This is a genomic window from Streptomyces sp. SID8374 (assembly GCF_009865135.1).
Lineage (GTDB): Bacteria > Actinomycetota > Actinomycetes > Streptomycetales > Streptomycetaceae > Streptomyces.
In genome coordinates, this window is record NZ_WWGH01000001.1 from 3,114,773 (window position 1) to 3,132,562 (window position 17,790).

The 17,790-nt window shown below is 71.4% G+C and carries 13 protein-coding genes; 5 read left to right on the top strand and 8 right to left on the bottom strand.

Annotated elements, in window-relative coordinates; translation table 11 throughout:
• Nucleotides 1-124 precede the first annotated feature (124 nt).
• Nucleotides 125-3,025 (bottom strand): GNAT family N-acetyltransferase, encoded by a 2,901-nt coding sequence (locus GTY67_RS13875; protein WP_237502612.1) that lies wholly within the window; start codon nucleotides 3,023-3,025, stop codon nucleotides 125-127.
• Between the two features lie 125 nt (nucleotides 3,026-3,150).
• Here GTY67_RS13875 and GTY67_RS13880 point away from each other — a divergent pair, with 125 nt between their 5' ends.
• Together GTY67_RS13880 and GTY67_RS13885 are read left to right on the top strand one after the other, a co-directional pair.
• Nucleotides 3,151-3,879, top strand: a complete 729-nt coding sequence (locus GTY67_RS13880) for a siderophore-interacting protein (protein WP_161278915.1) — start codon at nucleotides 3,151-3,153, stop codon at nucleotides 3,877-3,879.
• Nucleotides 3,880-4,397: 518 nt separating this feature from the next.
• The gene (locus GTY67_RS13885; protein WP_141712280.1) at nucleotides 4,398-4,619 is read left to right on the top strand and encodes a hypothetical protein; all 222 of its coding nucleotides are present in this window, start codon (nucleotides 4,398-4,400) and stop codon (nucleotides 4,617-4,619) included.
• Between the two features lie 105 nt (nucleotides 4,620-4,724).
• Here the strand turns inward: GTY67_RS13885 and GTY67_RS13890 are convergent, their stop codons facing one another.
• The 6 genes from GTY67_RS13890 to GTY67_RS13915 form a co-directional block, all read right to left on the bottom strand.
• Entirely contained in the window at nucleotides 4,725-6,305 is a 1,581-nt protein-coding gene (locus GTY67_RS13890) for an APC family permease (RefSeq protein ID WP_161278916.1), read from the bottom strand.
• 239 nt (nucleotides 6,306-6,544) lie between these two features.
• Nucleotides 6,545-8,011 carry an aldehyde dehydrogenase family protein gene (locus GTY67_RS13895; protein ID WP_161278917.1) on the bottom strand — a complete coding sequence of 489 codons (1,467 nt, stop codon included), beginning with the start codon at nucleotides 8,009-8,011 and terminating at the stop codon, nucleotides 6,545-6,547.
• The gene (locus tag GTY67_RS13900) at nucleotides 8,008-9,747 is read right to left on the bottom strand and encodes a D-aminoacylase (protein WP_161278918.1); all 1,740 of its coding nucleotides are present in this window, start codon (nucleotides 9,745-9,747) and stop codon (nucleotides 8,008-8,010) included. Before GTY67_RS13900 ends, GTY67_RS13895 begins: the two co-directional genes overlap by 4 nt.
• A gap of 556 nt (nucleotides 9,748-10,303) precedes the next feature.
• Nucleotides 10,304-11,425 carry an LLM class flavin-dependent oxidoreductase gene (locus GTY67_RS13905; RefSeq protein WP_093692052.1) on the bottom strand — a complete coding sequence of 374 codons (1,122 nt, stop codon included), beginning with the start codon at nucleotides 11,423-11,425 and terminating at the stop codon, nucleotides 10,304-10,306.
• Nucleotides 11,426-11,569: 144 nt separating this feature from the next.
• Nucleotides 11,570-12,355, bottom strand: a complete 786-nt coding sequence (locus GTY67_RS13910) for an SDR family NAD(P)-dependent oxidoreductase (RefSeq protein WP_161278919.1) — start codon at nucleotides 12,353-12,355, stop codon at nucleotides 11,570-11,572.
• A gap of 10 nt (nucleotides 12,356-12,365) precedes the next feature.
• Complete coding sequence (locus tag GTY67_RS13915) at nucleotides 12,366-13,274, bottom strand: TIGR03619 family F420-dependent LLM class oxidoreductase (RefSeq protein ID WP_202462000.1); 909 nt, start codon at nucleotides 13,272-13,274, stop codon at nucleotides 12,366-12,368.
• Between the two features lie 481 nt (nucleotides 13,275-13,755).
• On the opposite strand from GTY67_RS13915, the gene GTY67_RS13920 reads away from it, so the two are divergent.
• Nucleotides 13,756-15,048, top strand: coding sequence for a peptidase (locus GTY67_RS13920; protein ID WP_161278920.1), 1,293 nt, complete (start codon nucleotides 13,756-13,758; stop codon nucleotides 15,046-15,048).
• A 95-nt stretch (nucleotides 15,049-15,143) separates the two neighbouring features.
• Here GTY67_RS13920 and GTY67_RS13925 read toward each other — a convergent pair whose 3' ends face one another.
• A complete protein-coding gene (locus tag GTY67_RS13925; protein ID WP_161278921.1) occupies nucleotides 15,144-15,344 on the bottom strand; it encodes a hypothetical protein in 201 nt (66 codons plus the stop codon).
• Between the two features lie 260 nt (nucleotides 15,345-15,604).
• On the opposite strand from GTY67_RS13925, the gene GTY67_RS13930 reads away from it, so the two are divergent.
• Both GTY67_RS13930 and GTY67_RS13935 read left to right on the top strand, forming a co-directional pair.
• Nucleotides 15,605-16,414 carry an NAD(P)-dependent oxidoreductase gene (locus GTY67_RS13930; protein ID WP_161278922.1) on the top strand — a complete coding sequence of 270 codons (810 nt, stop codon included), beginning with the start codon at nucleotides 15,605-15,607 and terminating at the stop codon, nucleotides 16,412-16,414.
• A 208-nt stretch (nucleotides 16,415-16,622) separates the two neighbouring features.
• Nucleotides 16,623-17,720: a glycoside hydrolase family 43 protein gene (locus tag GTY67_RS13935; protein WP_161278923.1), complete on the top strand. Its 1,098-nt coding sequence runs from the start codon at nucleotides 16,623-16,625 to the stop codon at nucleotides 17,718-17,720.
• The last annotated feature ends 70 nt before the right edge of the window (nucleotides 17,721-17,790 follow it).

Here is a 17,790-nt window from a genome sequence, read left to right on the forward strand (position 1 = left end):
GTCGGCATCGTCCGAGGTGCGGGGAGGGGAACACCTTCCCGCCCCTCCCCATCATGGCATTCGCCGCCGGCGCGCCCGGTACGCCCCCTGAGCCCACAGGCACACGGGGCACAGGGAACACCGCTCAGGCCAGGCCCAGCGCCACCGCCCTCGACAGGAACGCCAGCCGGGCCTTCTTCTCCGGCTTCTCGATCTCCGGGCCCAGCTCGAACCCGATCCGCACCATACGGGCGATCGCCTTCTCGTTACGGGCATCGGGCTCCACGACGACCCGCAGGTGCGCCGGGTCGCTGAAGACATAGCCGATGAACGCGGTGAGAAGGGCTTCGGTGTACCCCTTCACCGCCCCGTCGCCCTCGGCGGGCGCGATCAGCAGGTGGATGCCGAAGTCGCCGGGCTGGACGTCGTAGCACTCGCCCACCGGGTCGGCGTCCGGTTCGTACGTCTGGAAGAGCGCGGCCGGGACGCCGTCGCGCAGCGCCAGGTAGGCGTGGTGGGTGGGGAGCGAGCCGACGAACTCGTAGATCTCCTGGACCTGTTCGCGGGTGTGGTCGGCCATGCCCCAGAACCGGGCGCGCTCCTGGGTGACCCAGCGGTGCAGCAGCCCGGCATCGGCCGCCGGGTCGACCGGGACCAGGCGGACCACGCCGAAGCCCTCGACCTTCTGCTCGTGGACGGCCGCGCGCAGGGCGGGGACGGTGGAGGTGGTGGTCATGGTGGTGGTGCTCTCCTCGGTGCGGTGCAGCAGGTTCCAGTCCGTGGTCACGGGGGCCAGGCGGCCGCTCGCCCACAGCTCGCTCTGGTCGCGGTGGTGGGCGGAGCCCGGTACGCCGGACGCGCCGAACGGCACCACCCAGAGGCTGTCCTCGCGGCGGGCCAGGTCCCAGACGTACCGGGCGGCGGGGCCCCGGGCGAAGAGGTCGGTGATGCCGGGGACGCTGGAGGTGGAGAGCACGCAGTCGTGGTCGCCCGCGAGCCCCGGCCAGACCTCCTCGGGCGTCGCGTCCGGCAGCGCCTGCCACGGCGAGACCCGGTGGACCTCGCCCCAGGGGCTGTCCGCCTGCGTGGCGGCGACCGCTTCGGCCGAGGCCGCGACGATCGCGAGCCGGTCCTCGTACGGGAGGAGTCCGACGGTGAGCAGGGTCTCCAGGGCGTAGCCGATCCGGGGTACGGCGGCGAGCCAGGGGCGGAAGAGGGGCGGGTACGCGGCGGAGCGCCAGGGGTCGGCGTCGCCCGTGACGGGCCGCAGGGCGGGGTGGGCGGCCAGCCGGTGGACGACGTCCGCGCGCAGCCGGGAGTAGAGGGTGGCGTCGGTGCTGTCCGCGTCCATGTGGCGGTCCCAGCGCAGCAGCCGGTCCCGGAGGCGTTCGGCGTCGGGGCCGAGGCCGGGGGCCCAGGCGAGCAGCGAGAGGAGTTGCCGGGAGGAGGCGAGGCGGGTGTCGGTGTGGACGGCGGCCATGTCGGCGGCCGACCAGGGCGGGCCGGTGAGCCCTCGCGCGCCCTCGCCCGGGGGCGTGCCCAGCAACTCCCTGATGCGGTGGGCCCGGTGCGGGGGTGCGAACTCGATGCCGAGCGGGGCGGCGAGGCCGCGCTCGTTGGCCATCACGGCGGTGCCGGTGGCGGCGTCGACCCCGGTACGGGGGGTGGGCTCGGCGCCCTCGCGCCAGGCGTACGCGGGGTCGTGCGCGGGGACGACCCGGAGCCGGTTCTCGTAGGGGCGTACGGGGACGTGTCCGGCGACCCGGTGCAGGGTGGCCCCGGTGGTGTCGGCGGCCAGGACCACGTTGACGGGTTCGACCCAGCCGTCGAGGGCGGTGTCGAGGTCGGCGACCGTACGGGCCCGGAGCAGCGCGGGCAGCACGTCGAAGCCGAGGTCGCCGGTGACGCGGGGCGGGTAGCGGAGGCTGATGACGGGCGCGTCGGAAGCCCCGTAGCAGGCCTCGTCGCCGGGCGGATCGTCGTGTACGTCCCCGATGATCACCGGCCCCCGGTCCGTCTCCACGACCTCGACCGTCTGCGGCTCTCCCCCGGCCACCTCGACGGTCTCCGTGTGGGCGTGGACCCCGTACCAGCCGTCCGGCCCGAGCGCCTCCACGCCGCCGTCCGCCGTGCGGCGCAGCTGCTCCCGGTAGAGGTCCTGGTAGTCGGCCATCGCGTTGGTGATCGCCCAGGCGACGCCCCCCGCGTGCCCGAAGTGGGCGATGCCCGGGACGCCGGGGACGGCGAGGCCCACCACGTCGAACTCGGGGCAGGCGAGCCGGAGTTGCTGGTAGACGCCCGGGTCCTCGATGAAGCGGTGCGGGTCGCCCGCGATGACCGGGGCCCCGGTGGTGGTGCGGGCGCCGGTGAGCAGCCAGCCGTTGGAGCCGGAGGTGCCGGGGCCGTCGGTGGCGAAGAGGGTCGCGCGGTCGTCGCCGAGCCTGCGGGCGACCTCCTCGCGCCAGAGTTTGGTGGGGAACCCGGCGAAGAGGATGTGCGTGGAGAGCCAGACGCCGAGCGGGGTCCAGGGCTCCCAGCGGCCCGGGGCGAGCCCGGCGGCGGCGAACTCCGGTGTACGGGAGGCCCCTTCGACCAGTCCCGCGTTGACCCCGTCGACGTACGCACCCACCCAGGCGGCGGTCTCGGGCGCGAGCCGCTCGTAGCAGCGGCGGGCGGTGTCGGCGAGCCGGGCCCGCCGGGCGAACCGGTCCCAGTCGACGGCTTCGGCACCGAGGTACGCGGCGGTCGTGCCGAGCACCCGGTGGCGCTCGGTCTCCAGCTGCCAGGCGCGGTCCAGGGCGGCGTTGTGGCCCTGCGCGCGGGCGAGCGCGAGCGCGCTGCCGGCCTTCAGGTGGGGTATCCCCCGGTCATCCCGGAAGACCTCGAAGGACTCGAAGCCCGGGGAGCCCCCGGAGCCCTCGGAGCCCCCGGAGCCCTGGGAGCTCTCGGAGCCCTGCGAGCCCTTGAAGTCCCCCATGCGCTCGCAGCCCCCGGAGCCACCCTCCGCGCCCGTACCCGGTCTCTCACTGTCGACATCAGCGGTCATCGCTCTGCCCATCCCCTGCTCCCGGTGGTTTTCAGCCACTCCCCAGCCCTCGGAATTTAGGTTAGCCTAACCAAAGTGACCCTTTGGGCAGTGGGCCGGGGCACCAGGGGAAGGTGGGAGACACCGTGGGTCATGGCTGGGAAGGCGTCGTTCTCAAACTGTTCCGGGGGCGGGATTTCACGTTCACCGTGACCGGCGCCGAGCAAGTCACCGACCGGTTCCGGCGGGTGCACGTGACCGATGGAGGGCTGCTGGCCGCGACCGGCGGGGCGCACCCCACGATGTGGGTGCGGCTCTGGTTCGAGAAGGACGGCAAGCCGCATCAGCGCGCCTACACCCTGGTCGACCCGGACCCCGAGGCCGGCACCTTCAGTCTGGAATTCGCCCTCCACGAGGGCCCCGCCTGCGACTGGGCGAAAGCGGCCGAGGCAGGCGACACGATCGACGCGACGCTCCAGGGCACCGGCTTCACCCTGCCCGGCCCGGCGCCGAAGCGGCTCTTCGTGATCGGTGACCCGGCCGCGCTCCCCGCGATCAACTCACTGCTGGACGCCATCCCGGAGACCCCGGCGACCATCTGGTTCGAGTCCTCGGACGAGGAGGACCGGAAACTGCCGTTCCGCCTCGACGAGACCCACCACACCCTGCACCACGTGGAGCGCCGCGAGGGCGGTGCGCACCTGGTCGCCGAGGTGAAGGCGGCCCTGCCGGGGCTGCTGGGCGAGGACCACACGGACGCGTACGTCTGGGTCGCCTGCGACACGTCGACCACCCGGACCCTGTCGGCGTACCTCCGCAAGGAGCTGGGCCTGCCCAAGGACCGGGTGAACGCGCTGGGTTACTGGCGGCCGTAAAACCCAGGAAGGCCGCCACGGCCGGACCGACACCGCACCACCGAGGGCCCCGGCGCACGCCGGGGCCCTCACGCGTATCCGGAATTCACCCTCAGTCCCGGACCCCTTTTCGACCTGCCCGAATCAACCCGAATTGCAGACCCCGGATGCGCCATACCCGCCGCAGGTTCCGTGACATTCCCCGCCAGCGTCACCCTCTGCCCGATTCCGCACCGATCAGGATCCTTTTCCGAACCGGCCGGGCGTCCCCCTTGCTGCGGTGACACAGCATCACCCTCACCTCACAGAAGAGACTTCACGAAATCCAGGGCCACCGAACACCAAAGCCCACCGATCGGAAACGAACTTGGCGGCAAGCAAGCCCGGTCCTTCGGATGCGGAGATTCGGTGCGAGACTCGATGGACAGGGCCCGCACTGCGTTCACCGCCCTCTGAGACGTGTTCACGGAAAGACTCGGAAGAGTTTCTCGCATGATGGGAGAAAGACTATGTCCGGAATCGGCCTCGCAGGTATGCCCATGCCTGAGTGGAAGATCCGAACGGCCAAAGGGAAGGAGTACATCTTCGACAGCCTGGAGGAAGCCGTCGACGCACTCCCCGGCTATGGTGAAGGGGCCACGATCTGGCGGCGGGACGTGTACCGGACCGCGCCGTTCGTGACCAAGACCCAGAACCCCTGGCGGCAGGTCGAGGTGCCGGGGCGGGCGGACACCCGAGAGACGCGCGAAGGGGAGGGCTAGCCCAGCCCGCCCCCCTCATGACGGCCCGCCAATCCCCGGCGGGCCGTTCGCGGCCGACCGGCCGTGGACGCCCGCCACGCGCCCCGTCCTCGACCTCTCCGGACCTCAGTCCTCGACCACGAGGGCCGGGGTCTCCTTCGTCAGTACCTGGCCCCGGAAGAACGCCGGGCTGCGGCGCTCCATCGCGACCATCAGGACCACGCCCAGGAGCAGCAGCCCGACCCCGATGACGAAGACCGAGCCGACGCCGAGGACCGAGGAGCCGGAGCCGTACGCCGGGTCCCACATGTCGTAGAGGGTCTTGGCGAAGACGGCGGCGAGCAGGATGCCGCCGAGGACCGGGAAGATCCCCTTGAAGACCAGGTCCCGGGTGGAGCGGGTCAGTTCGGCGCGGAAGTACCAGGCGCAGGCGAAGGCGGTCAGCGCGTAGTAGAAGCAGATCATGAGGCCGAGCGCGTAGATGGTGTCGATCAGCACGTGCTCGCTGACCAGGGTCATCACGGTGTAGAAGACGCCGGTCCCGATGCCCGCCACGACCGTCGCGCGGCCGGGCGTCTTGAAGCGGGGGTGGACCTTCGCGTACGAGGCCGGCATCGCCTCGTACGTCGACATCGCGAGGACCGTACGGGCCACCGGGATGAACGTGGTCTGGAGGCTGGCGGCGGCCGAGGCGAGGACGGCGACGAAGAGCAGCACACCGAGCCCGGAGCCCATGACCGGCCCTGCCAGGGCGGCGAAGACGTTCTCGCCGGTGTCCGGGTTGGCGAGGCCGAGCCCGGTGGTGCCGGAGCCGACGGCCATCTGGGCCGCGACGGCGGTGGCCAGGTAGGCGCCGACCAGGACGACCATGGCGATGAGGGCGGCGCGGCCGGGGGTCTTGTCGCTGCCGGTGGTCTCCTCGTTGGCGGTCAGACAGGTGTCCCAGCCCCAGAACATGAAGATGGAGAGGGAGAGCCCGGCGGTGAAGGCCGCGAAGGACTGGACGGCGAACGGGTTCAGCCAGGACCAGGAGAAGTCGAGTGAGGTGGCGAAGTCCGCGCCGCCGCTGCCCGCCTTGTTCAGGGCCATCGCCACGAACAGTGCCAGCACGGCGAGTTGCAGGCCGACCAGGGCGTACTGGATGCCCTTGGTGGCGGTCATCCCCCGGTAGCTGATCGCGGTGGCGGCGGCGATCAGGGCGAGGCAGGTGGCGATGTGGACGACCTTGTTGTCGTCCAGGGCGGCGACCGCCGGGCTGGAGGTGACCTCGCCCGCCAGCAGCCAGAAGAACGAGGTGGCGACGCCCGCCAGGTTGGACAGGACGATGATCGTCGCGATGACCAGGCCCCAGCCGCACATCCAGCCGACGCGCGGGCCGAACGCCTTCACCGTCCAGGTGAAGGATGTGCCGCAGTCCGGCATCACCTTGTTGAGCTCGCGGTAGGCGAAGGCGACGAGCAGCATCGGCAGGAACCCGGCGAGGAACACGGCGGGCATCTGCACGCCGACCTCACCGGCGGTGGAGCCGAGGGTCGAGGTCAGGCAGTAGACGGGGGCGACGGTGGAGACACCGATGACGGCGCTGCCCATCAGGCCGACGGAGTTCCCGCCGAGGCCCTTGCCGCGTACGCCGCCGTCACCACCGTCGGCCGGGGCGCTCACCCGTACCGTGTCTCCGGCCCGTGGCCGCGCGTCCAGCTGAGTCATGAGAGGGACGTTATGCGCTGCGATATCCACATCCGGAGGGTGAGACTCCGATGTCTCACCCTTGGTTACACGGGCCCTTTCTCGATGAACACTCCATCAATTCAAGGTCACATACGCGTGAAGCCTTGCAATGCATGACGCTCACTTGACGGTGGCCACGTACGGTAATCGCAGCACTGTCCGTTTTGTGTAGGTTCCAAATTTTCCCGCGCCCGCTGCGGAGGGGTGCCGGGGGTGCCTCAGCCGGGCCAGACGATCGCCTGCGTCTCGCTGTAGGCGTGCAGCGCGTACGAGCCCACGTCCCGTCCCACGCCGCTCTTCTTGAACCCGCCGAACGGTGCCTCCATGTTCCGCCCGACCGTGTTGACGCCGACCCCGCCCGCCCGCAGTCGGCGGGCGATGCGGAAGGCGCGGGCCACATCGCCGGACCAGACGTAGTCGATGAGGCCGTAGTCGCTGTCGTTGGCGAGCGCGACGCCCTCCTCCTCGTCGTCGAAGGGGACGACCACGACGACCGGCCCGAAGATCTCCTCGCGGACGACCCGCATGTCGGGGGTGCAGTCGGCGAGGAGGGTGGGGGCGACGTAGAAGCCCCGGTCCAGGTGGGCGGGGCGGGCGCCACCGGTGACGACCCGCGCGCCCTCCTTCCGGCCCAGCTCCACATACGCCTCGACGCGGTCGCGGTGGGCGGCGGAGATGACGGGGCCGACGACGGTGGACCGGTCGGCCGGGTCGCCCACGGTGAGCGCGTCGGCGTACGCGGCCAGCATGGCGATCAGCTCGTCCTGCCGCGACCGGTGGACCAGGACGCGGGTCGGAGCCGTACAGATCTGTCCGCTGTAGAAGGAGAAGGTGGTCCCGATGCCCGCGACGGCGGAGTTGAGGTCCGCGTCTTCGAGGACCAGCGCGGCGCCCTTGCCGCCCAGCTCCATCAGCTGCCGCTTCATCCCGCGCCCGCACACCTCCGCGATGCGCTGCCCGACGGCGGTGGAGCCGGTGAAGCTGACCATGTCGACGTCCGGGGAGTCGACGGCGGCCTCACCGGCCTCCGCGCCCGACCCGGTCACGACGTTGACGACGCCCGGCGGAACGCCCGCCTCCGCGAGGGCGGCGGCCATCCGGTAGACGGAGAGCGGGTCCTGCGGGGCGGGCTTCACGAGGACCGTGTTGCCCATCGCGAGGGCGGGCGCGACCTTGCCGGCCGGGTTGGCCCAGGGGTTGTTGTACGAGGTGATGCAGGTGACCACGCCGACCGGCTGGCGGACGGCCAGCGCCCCGAAGACCCCGGCCTTCCCCATCGGACCGGCCTCGTTGACCTGCGGCGCGATGGCCTCCTCGACGGGCTCCAGGGCGCCGCGCGCGTACCGGCGGAAGCGGGCGACACCCACCCCCACCTGCATGCCCCGGGCGGTGGAGGCGGTGGCTCCGCTCTCGGCCCGGGCGACGTCGGCGTGGGCGAGGAAGTCGCGCTGGACGAGGTCGGCGGCCCGGTCGAGGATCGCGGCGCGTTCTTCGGGCCGGGTGCGCGACCAGGGCCCGAAGGCCTTACGCGCGGCGGCGGCCGCCTCGTACACCTGGGCGCGGCTCGCCTCGGGGGCGAGGCCGACGACCTCCTCGGTGGCGGGGTCGACGACCTCGTAGTGGCCGTCGGCGGGTTCGACCCATGCACCGCCGATGAAGAGCTTCCCGGGGCCGTGGGCGCTCACGCCGTACTCACCGTCCGGGTGTCGCGGCCCGAGCGCAGCACCGTCCCGGGCACCGCCCCCGTCACCTTGTCGTCGCGCAGGGTCTCGACCCCGTTGACGCGTACGGAGACGATCCCGATGGCCTTGGAGTCCAGGCGCGGGCTGTCCCCGGGCAGGTCGTGGACGAGGGTGGCGGGCCCGGCGTCGATCCGCTCGGGGTCGAAGAGGACGAGGTCGGCGTGGAAGCCCTCCTCGATCCGGCCGCGTTCGCGCAGCCCGAAGAGGCGGGCGGGGTCGTCGGTGAGCATCTTGACGGCGCTGGTCAGCGGAACGAGCTTGCGCCCGCGCAGACAGTCGCCGAGGAAGCGGGTGGTGTACGGGGCTCCGCACATCCGGTCCAGGTGCGCGCCCGCGTCGGAGCCGCCGAGCATCACGTCCTCGTGCTCCCAGGTGCGGCGGCGCAGCGCCCAGGAGTCCGGGTCGTTGTCGGTGGGCATGGGCCACAGGACCGTACGCAGGTCGTCGGCGGCACAGATCTCGACCAGGCACGTGAAGGGGTCCTGGCCGCGTTCGGCCGCGATGTCGTTGACGACCCGGCCGCTGAGACCCTCGTTGGCGGCGCTGTACGTGTCCCCGATGACGTACCGGCCGAAGTCGGCGAGGCGCCGGAAGACCCCGGCCTCCTTGCTGTCGGCGCGGCGCAGCATCTCGGCGCGGGTGGCGGGGTCCCGGAGGCGTTCGATGCGCTCGGGGACGGGGAGCGCGAGGATCTCGCCCCAGCCCGGGATGAGGTTGAGGGCGCAGAAGGTGCCGAGGGACATGTTCATGGGCGTGAGGATCGGCATGGTGAGGGCGACGATCCGGCCGCCTGCTCGGCGCGCGCGTTCGCTGGGGACGAGCTGGCGCGGTACGCGTTCGGGGACGGCGGCGTCGATGGTGAGGACGTTCCAGTTGAGCGGGCGCCCGGCGGCGGCCGTCATGTCGACGAAGAGGTCGATCTCCTCGTCGGAGAACTGGTCCAGGCACCCGGCGACGATCGCCTCCAGCTGGGTCCCTTCGTGCTCGCCCACCGCGCGGGAGAGGGCGAGCAGCTCCTCTGGGAGGGCGTGCCGGGAGGCGACGGGTTCGCCGTCGCCGTCGGCGTGGGTGGAGGACTGGGTGGTGGAGAGGCCCCAGGCGCCCGCGTCCATGGCGTCGTGGAAGAGGGCGAGCATGGCGTCCATCTGGGCGGGGGTCGGCTGCCCGCCGACGGCATCGGGGCCCATCACGTGCCGCCGCAGGGCGCAGTGGCCGACCATGAACCCGGCGTTGACGGCGATCCGTCCTTCGAGGGCGTCGAGGTACTCGCGGAAGGTGGACCAGGACCAGTCGACGCCCTCCTCCAGGGCTTTCAGCGCCATGCCCTCCACCCGCGACATCATCCGGCGGGTGTAGTCGGCGTCCTCGGGCCGGTCGGGGTGGAGGGGCGCGAGGGTGAACCCGCAGTTGCCGCCCGCGACGGTGGTGACGCCGTGGTTCATGGAGGGGGTGGCATAGGGGTCCCAGAAGAGCTGGGCGTCGTAGTGCGTGTGCGGGTCGACGAAACCGGGGGCGAGGACGAGCCCGTCGGCGTCCTCGCTGGTCACGGCCTCCTCGGTGATGGCCCCCGGCTCGGCGATGACGGCGATGCGGCCGCCGCGGAGCCCGACGTCGGCGGTGTAGGCGGGACCGCCGGTGCCGTCCACGACGGTCGCGCGGCGTATGAGGTGGTCGAGCATGACGGTGTCCCTTCTCTGGTCCTTCTGCGGCTCGGGGCTGCGGCCCGGTTGCTGCGGGTCGGTTGCTGCGGGTCGGTGGCTCGGGCTCGGGTGCTGCGCCCGGGTGCTGCGGCTCGGGGGCTCGGGCCCGGGTGCTGCGGCTCGGGTGCCCCGGTTCGGTGGCTCGGGCCCGGCTGCCCCGGCTCGGTGGCTCCGGCTTGGTGGGGACAGCCGGGGTACGTACGCTTTCGGCCGCGGTACGTACCCCGGCTCACCGGGCGACGGTCCGGGAAGACGCCGCCCTGCTCCGGTGGGGGCTCCGCCCCTACGCCCCCGCTCCTCAAGCGCCGGAGGGGCTTGATTTGCCCGGCCCCCGGCCACCTCCGGGCGGGAGGGCTTGATGTGCGGCCTCACGTCCGGCGTCGGGCGGCCACATCCAGCCCCGCCGGCGTTTGAGGCGCGGGGTCCGGGGCGGAGCCCCGAAACCAAGCCCCTCCGGCGCTTGAGGAGCGGGGCTCGGGGCAGAGCCCCGACGTGGGCCCGAGCCCCGACGTGGGCCCGAGGCAGGCGGAGAGCCTCAGCCCGCCGCCCGGAACCGCGAGGTCCGATGCACAGGATCCGTATCGATCTTCGGAATCACATGCTCCCCGATCAGCCGGATCGTCGTCATCGTGTCCTCCGGACCGATCCCGATCGGCAGCCCGAAGCTCAACTGGTCCGCCCCCGCCTGATCCCACCGCCGGCACTGCTTCAGCACCTCATCGGGATCCCCGCAGATCATCAGCTCCTCCGCGATGAGGAGTTCGACGATCTCCTCGGTGTACTCCGGCAGCAGCTGCGGCCACTCCGGAATCCCCTCCGGCCGCGGAAACGTGTCGTGGTAGCGGAACAGCAGCGACTGGAGGTAGTTGAGCCCGCCCCCCACCGCGATCTCCACCGCCTTCGCATGCGTCTCGGCACAGATGGCGGTCGAGGTGACCATCACGTTGTCGTTGACGAACGCCCCCACCGGCTCGGCGTCCTTCACCGCGTTCTTGTAGGACTCGACGACCCACTCCATGTCGGAGACCTTCTGCACGCTGAAGCCCAGCACCCCGAGCCCCTTCTTCCCCGCCATGGCGTACGAGGACGGCGACCCGGCCGCGTACCACATGGCCGGGTGCGCACCCCCGTACGGCTTCGGCAGGATCTTGCGCGGCGGGAGCGACCAGTGCTTGCCCTGGAAGCCGACGTACTCGTCCTGGAGCCACATCTTGGGGAACTCGGCGATCGTCTCCTCCCACAGCTCCTTGGTGTGGTTCATGTCGGTGATGCCCGGCATGAACCCGAGGATCTCGTGGCTGCCCGCCCCCCGCCCGGTGCCGAACTCGAAGCGCCCCTCGGAGAGGTGGTCCAGCATCGCGACCTTCTCCGCGACCTTCACCGGGTGGTTGACGGGCGCGAGCGGGTTGAAGATGCCCGAGCCGAGGTGGATGCGGTCGGTGGCGTGCGCGAGATAGCCGAGGTACACGTCGTTGGCGGAGAGGTGCGAGTACTCCTCCAGGAAGTGGTGCTCGGAGGCCCAGGCGTACTTGAAGCCGGACTTGTCCGCCTGGATGACGTACTCGGTCTCCTCGATCAGTGCCTTGTGCTCTGCCTCGGGGTCCACCTTGGCGCGCGCGGCGGGCACGTACCCCTGAACAAAGAGCCCGAATTCCACGGAGGTTCACCGTCCTCAAGTTTTTCTGCCCAGGTCTCCGACAGTTTCTGACGCACCGTCAGATTGTGATGCGACCGACTGTTCCACCGCCACCGCGACCCGTCAATAGCTGACGCTCCGTCAGACACACGCACGAGAACGGGCTCAGAACAGGCTGACCCCCGCCAGCCACCCCCCGTCGATGACGAACGGCTGCCCGGTGATGTACGAGGAGTCCTCGGCGGTCAGGAAGAGGGCCAGCGCGGCCACCTCCTCGGGTCGGCCGATCCGCCCCATCGGCACGAGCTTGCGGTAGTACGCGTCCAGCGCCGCGTCCGACCGGCTCAGATCGGCGTCCGGGTCCAGCAGCGCCGGGTTGCTCATCGCCGTGTCGACGGCCCCCGGGCAGATGGCGTTGACCCGGATGCCCTTGCCCGCCAGCTCCACGGCGGCGACCTTGGTCAGCCCGAGGACGGCGTGCTTGGTCGCGGCGTACGCGCCCACCAGCGCCATGCCCGTCAGACCGGTGTACGAGGAGGTGTTGACGATCGTCCCGCCGCCCGCCGCCTCGATCTCCGGCGCCACGGCCCTGATCCCGAGGAACGTGCCCGTCAGATTGACCTGCACCACCTGCTGGAACTCGGCCAGCGGGGTGTTGACCAGCTCGTTGAAGCGGAGGATGCCGGCGTTGTTGATGAGCCCGTCGATCTTCCCGAAGGCCTCCCGGGCCACGCTGACCGCCTCGGCCCACTCCTCCTCCCGTCCCACGTCCAGCCGCACGAACCGGGCGACCCCCTCCCCCAACTCCTTCGCCAGCGCCTCCCCTTGCTCCACCAGCACATCGGCGATGACCACCCGCGCGCCCTCCGCCGCGAAGAGCCGCGCCTCCTGCTCGCCCTGCCCGCGCGCCGCCCCGGTGACCAGGACGACCCGCCCGTCCAGCTTGCCCATGACGCTCTCCCTATGCCGCGAGTAGTGGGGCCACGTCCGCACCGAACGCCGCCATCTGGTCGGTCAGTTCATCCACGCCACGGCTCCGGAACCGCACCTGGATCTGGTGCACGCCCATCGCCGCGTACTCCCGCAGCGACTCCGCCAGCTCCTCCGGCTTCCCCGCGAGGGTGCGGCGCCCGACGGACCAGCCGGGCTCACCGACGTACAGCGGTTCCGTGATCGCACCGATGACGATGGGCTCCTGGACGCCCGCCTCCTCCCGCAGGGCGTGCACCCGGGCGATCTGCGCGGGCAGTTGGTCGCGGGCGTCGCCCTGCGGGAGCCAGCCGTCCCCGCGTACGGCGGCCCTGCGCACGGCGGCGGGCGACGAGCCGCCCACCCAGACCGGCACCTTCTCCCGTGCGGGGCGCGGCAGTTGACCGAGGCCGGAGAAGGAGAAGCGCTCTCCGGCGAACTCCGGGTACTCCTCCGGCCCGAGCGCCGCCCGCAGCGCGTCGATGCTCTCGTCCAGCACGCCCCCGCGCCCGTCGAAGTCCGCCCCGACCGCCTCGAATTCCTCCCGTACGTGCCCGGCCCCGACGCCGAGGATCAGCCGGCCGCCGCTGAGGTGGTCGAGGGTGGCGTACTGCTTGGCGGTGATCAGCGGGTGGCGCAGCCCGACGACGGCGACATGGCTCATCAGGAGCACGCGCTCGGTGACCCCGGCGAGGAACGCGAGCGTGGCGACGGGGTCGTACCAGACCGTGCTCATCCCCTCCGCGAGGCGGCGCGGGATGGCGATGTGGTCGCAGCTCGCGATGTAGGCGAAGCCACCACGGTCGGCGGCCCTGGCGATGCGGACGAGGTCGGCGGGGACCGCCGCCGCCTCCCAGGGTTCGGCGTAGATGGCGCTCTGCGACTGGACCGGGAGCTGCATCCCGTACGTCAGCGGCCCGTCGGCTGACGGCAGCGGCGGCAGCGGCGGTGGCGGTATCGGCACGGCGGCCTCCTTCCCCTTGCGCCCCGGGGCGTTCCCCGCCCCGGGTGACGGCCGCCATCGTCGTACCTGACGGTCCATCAGACAAGGGGTGAGAGTGTCGGCGCCCCCTGCGCGGGCCCCTGGAGAATGTGAATGCGAGGCTCCGGTTGAATGGGCGGGAAATGCGGGCGCACCAGCACCGCCGATTCCCGAATCCCTTTTCCATGGCGTTGATCACAGGAAAAGCACAGCGTCGGAGAGCAACTGTCCCTTTTGGCTCTCTCTGTCTGGCAGAAGCGGTACCGGGCCGCCCGTCGCGACGGGGAAATTCCCCCCGTACGCCCATAGGTCCGCCATACCATCACCACAGGCCACCCGCGTGATCCCTACCGCCGGGGCGGCCGCTCCCGTTCTTCGTCCCGGATCACAAAGGGCTCATGTGAAGATTCGCCGCATTCTCGCCACGGCCGTCGCCGTCGCCGTGACGACGCCTGCCGTCATGCTCTCGGTCACGCCCGCGTTCGCCGACACGAAGCCCGGCGCGCAGACGCCGGCCAAGCCGACCGTCAAGGAGCTCGAAAAGGCGGCGGCCGAGGCGCGGAAGGCGTACGACGAAGCCTTCGCGGCCGAGAAGACCGCCTACCAGGCCGTGGAGGACGCGGTCTCCGACACCGCGCCCCTCACCGTGGCGGCCAAGGCCGCCCGGAAGGCCGCGGACGACGCCGCCACCGCGAAGTACACCGCCGACCAGGCGGTCACGGACGCGCAGGCGGCGCTGGACGCCCTGACCGAGGAGGCCACCGAGGCGGAGAGGACCGCCGCGGAGAAGACCCTCGCCGATGCCAAGACGGCCGCCGAGGCCGCGGCGACGACCGCGACCACCGCCGAGGCCGACGCCAAGGCCGCCCTCAAGCTCTCGGACGACGCGAAGGTCGAGGCGTTCAGGGCCCTCAGCAAGGCACAGGACGCCACGAAGAAGGCGCTCGCCGCCTCCACGGCCGCCGACGCGGCCCTGGAGCGCGCCAAGAAGGAAGAGGAGGAGAACCCGGGCGGCGGGGAGTGCGCCGACGAGCCCGGCCTCACCACGGTCGTGAAGGGCTTCCCCTCCAAGGTCACCGCCGGGACCAAGACCGCCTTCTCGGTCCGGGTGGCCAACGGCAGCGACAAGGACATGGACAAGGTCCTCACGTACGCGAGCGTCCACGCGACCGACAAGAGCGGCTCCAAGGACATCGCCAAGTACCTGAAGCTGAAGTGGTCGACCGAGAAGTCCCCGAAGTGGAAGACCGTCGACGGCGACCTCTACATCGACGCCATCGGCGCGCTGAAGCCCGGCGAGCAGGCGGACATCAAGCTGCGCCTGGACGTCGACGCCAAGACGCCGGCCGGGCAGGGCCTCACCTTCATCGCGGGTGACTACTTCAACAAGGACGGCTCCTGCGGCCTGACGCCGGACGCGGCCGTCAACGAGTTCGACATCAAGGCGGCGGCCGGCAAGCCCGGCGCCGAGCCGACCCCCACGCCCAGCACCAGCACCCCGGCCGCGGGCTCCGGGGTCACCCCGCAGGGCTCGGGTTCGAGCGTCCCGGTGAACACCGCGGGCGGCACCCTCGCCGCGACCGGCTCCTCCGACGCCACCACGCAGCTCGCCCTGGCGAGCGGCGCGGCCCTGGCGCTCGGCGCCGGCGCGATGTTCGTGGTGCGCCGCCGCAAGGTGGGCTCCGACGCCTGAGGCGTACGAGTGTGACGGCAAGGGGCTCCACCGCGTGCTGCGGCGGGGCCCCTTCGGCGTACGCCCCTGCCCTGCGGCTAGGGACTGCCCGACGGCTAGCGCTCGGCGACGCCTCCGAGCACCACCAGCACCAGGAACAGCAGCAACACCACGATCGGACAGCCTCCGCAGCCCGAGCTGGTCAGGGCGTCGAGGCGGTCCTTGCGCCCCTCGTACCGCACCAGCAGGGCTATGAGTCCGCCGATGAGCAGCAACGGCATGATGACGTCGCCGGAGATTCCCCCGTTGAGCAACATGCCGCGCATGCCAGGGGCCGGTGCACCAGGACGACAGAACCGCTGTGCAGGGGCATGCTGGGTGGGGCGCCCCTCAGGACAGATCGGCGGCCACGGCCTTGCGTGGCCCACCAACAGGGCTGCCACCCATGGGGGTTGACGCGCCTGCCGACTCCCCCTAGCTTGCTCACCCATGTGAACGACGTCCACGATACTGATGACGATGCTGCCGAGGGCGAGAGCCGGTCGGACCCCGGCACTCCGCACCGAGGAGACCCCGCATGCCCGCCCCCCGCACCATCCTGCTGACCGGCGCCGCCGGTGGCCTGGGCACCCTGATGCGGGGCCTGCTGCCCGCGTACGGATACGAGCTACGGCTCCTCGACCTGGCCCCGGTCGAGGGCGAACCGACCGCCATCACAGCCGACTTGACAGACCGAAAGGCGCTGCGCGAGGCCGTACGCGGGGTGGATGCGGTGATCCACCTGGCGGGCATCTCCCTGGAATCGACCTTCGACAAGATCCTGCGCGCGAACATCGAGGGCACGTACAACCTCTACGAGGCGGCGCGCGAGGAGGGCGTCACCCGCATCGTGTTCGCATCCTCGAACCACGCGATCGGCTACACCCCGCGCCCGCACCCCGGCGACCCGCTGATCCCGATCGACACCCCGCGCCGCCCGGACACCTTCTACGGCCTGTCGAAGTCGTTCGGCGAGGACCTGGCGCAGCTCTACTGGGACAAGCACGGCCTGGAGACGGTGTCGGTCCGGATCGGCTCCTGCTTCCCGGAGCCCACCTCCGTACGGATGCTGTCGGTCTGGATGAGCCCGGCCGACGGGGCGCGCCTGTTCCACGCGGCGCTGACCGCCGATGCGGTAGGCCACACGGTGGTCTACGGCTCATCGGCCAACACCCGCCTGTGGTGGGACCTTTCGACGGCCCGGGCACTGGGCTACGACCCGCAGGACGACTCGGAGCCGTACGCGGCGAAGCTGGTGGCCGAACAGGGCGAACTGGACCCGGCGAACCCGGCACACGCGGGGGTGGGCGGCCACTTCATCACCGACCCGCCGACCTGGCCGCACTGAGCCGGAGCACAACACCATTCCCTGCACGGCCCGTTGACACCTCGGCCCCCCGGCGGGATGCTGCGAGAGCGCTCTTCCATCGATGTAAACCCCACCTGGCCGAGCGCACCGGACAGGGCCGCCCTCACCCCCACAGCCTCCGCCCCCTCACGCGCCCGGCCCGAGCACCACACACCCCCCGGAGGCGCACGAGGGAGCGAGTCAACCGATGAGACTGTTCCGCCGCTCTTCCGCGGGCGCCCTGGCACTGGCCGGCGCCCTCACCGCGACCTTGCTCCTGTCCACCCCCACCACGGCCCAAGGCACCCCAACCACAGCAGAGTTGACCCCGCAGGGCCGGACGAGCCTGCGTGCGGCCGACCCGAGCGTCCTGCGGGTGGGCAGCACATACGTAGGCGTCCAGTCGACCGGCGGAGGCATCGCCGTACGCCAGGCGTCATCGACGGACGGCCTGGCCACGGCCCCCGCCCGCCAGGTCTGGTCGGACACCCGCGGCCGGGGCGAGGTCTGGGCCCCGGAGATCGTGATGGACGGCGGCAGGTACTACATCTACTTCACGGCGGGCCGAGGCTCGGCGCACCGAATGTTCGTGATCAGTTCCGGAAGCCCCGACAGCGGCTACGGCGCCGAGACACAACTCGCCCTGCCGGACGACAAGTGGGCGATCGACGGCACCCTGTTCACGTTCAACGGCCAGCGCTGGTTCGTCTGGTCGGGCTGGGCGGGCGACACGAACGTGGAGCAGAACCTCTACATCGCCCGCATGAGCAGCCCGACGCAGCCCACGGGCGCGCGCCACATCATCTCCCAGCCACGCGAGAGCTGGGAGCGGGTGGTGGGCAACCCGTACATCAACGAGAGCCCGGAGGCCATCAAGGACCCCAACGGCCAGCTGCACATCGTGTACTCGGCCAACGGCAGCTGGAGCGAGCAGTACTGCCTGGCGGACCTGCGGCTGCGGGCGGGCGGCGACCCCACGAACGTATGGGACTGGTACAAGTCGAACGGCTGCCTCTTCGGCTCCAACCGGTCGACGATGATGGCGGGTTGGGACCCGACGCTGTACGTGAACGGTCCCGGCCACCACACGTTCGTGCTGCTGCACGGCGACATCAACACCAGCCCACCGGCAGGCCCGAGGTTCCCGTCGATGTTCCACGCGGTCCCGAAGGGCACCCCGTACGAGTGGGCGAACCGCCACTGGTACACGGGCACGTTCGCGTGGTGGGGGAACACGACGTACTCGCGTGCCAACGTTCCGGGGCCTAACGCGGATACGGGGTGGAGCTTGAAGTTCTTCGAGTGAGGGGGCGGAGACCGCCCGGGCGCGCCAAGGCACTCCACCCGCTCCGGGCTCTCGTCACCGAGGCCTCAGG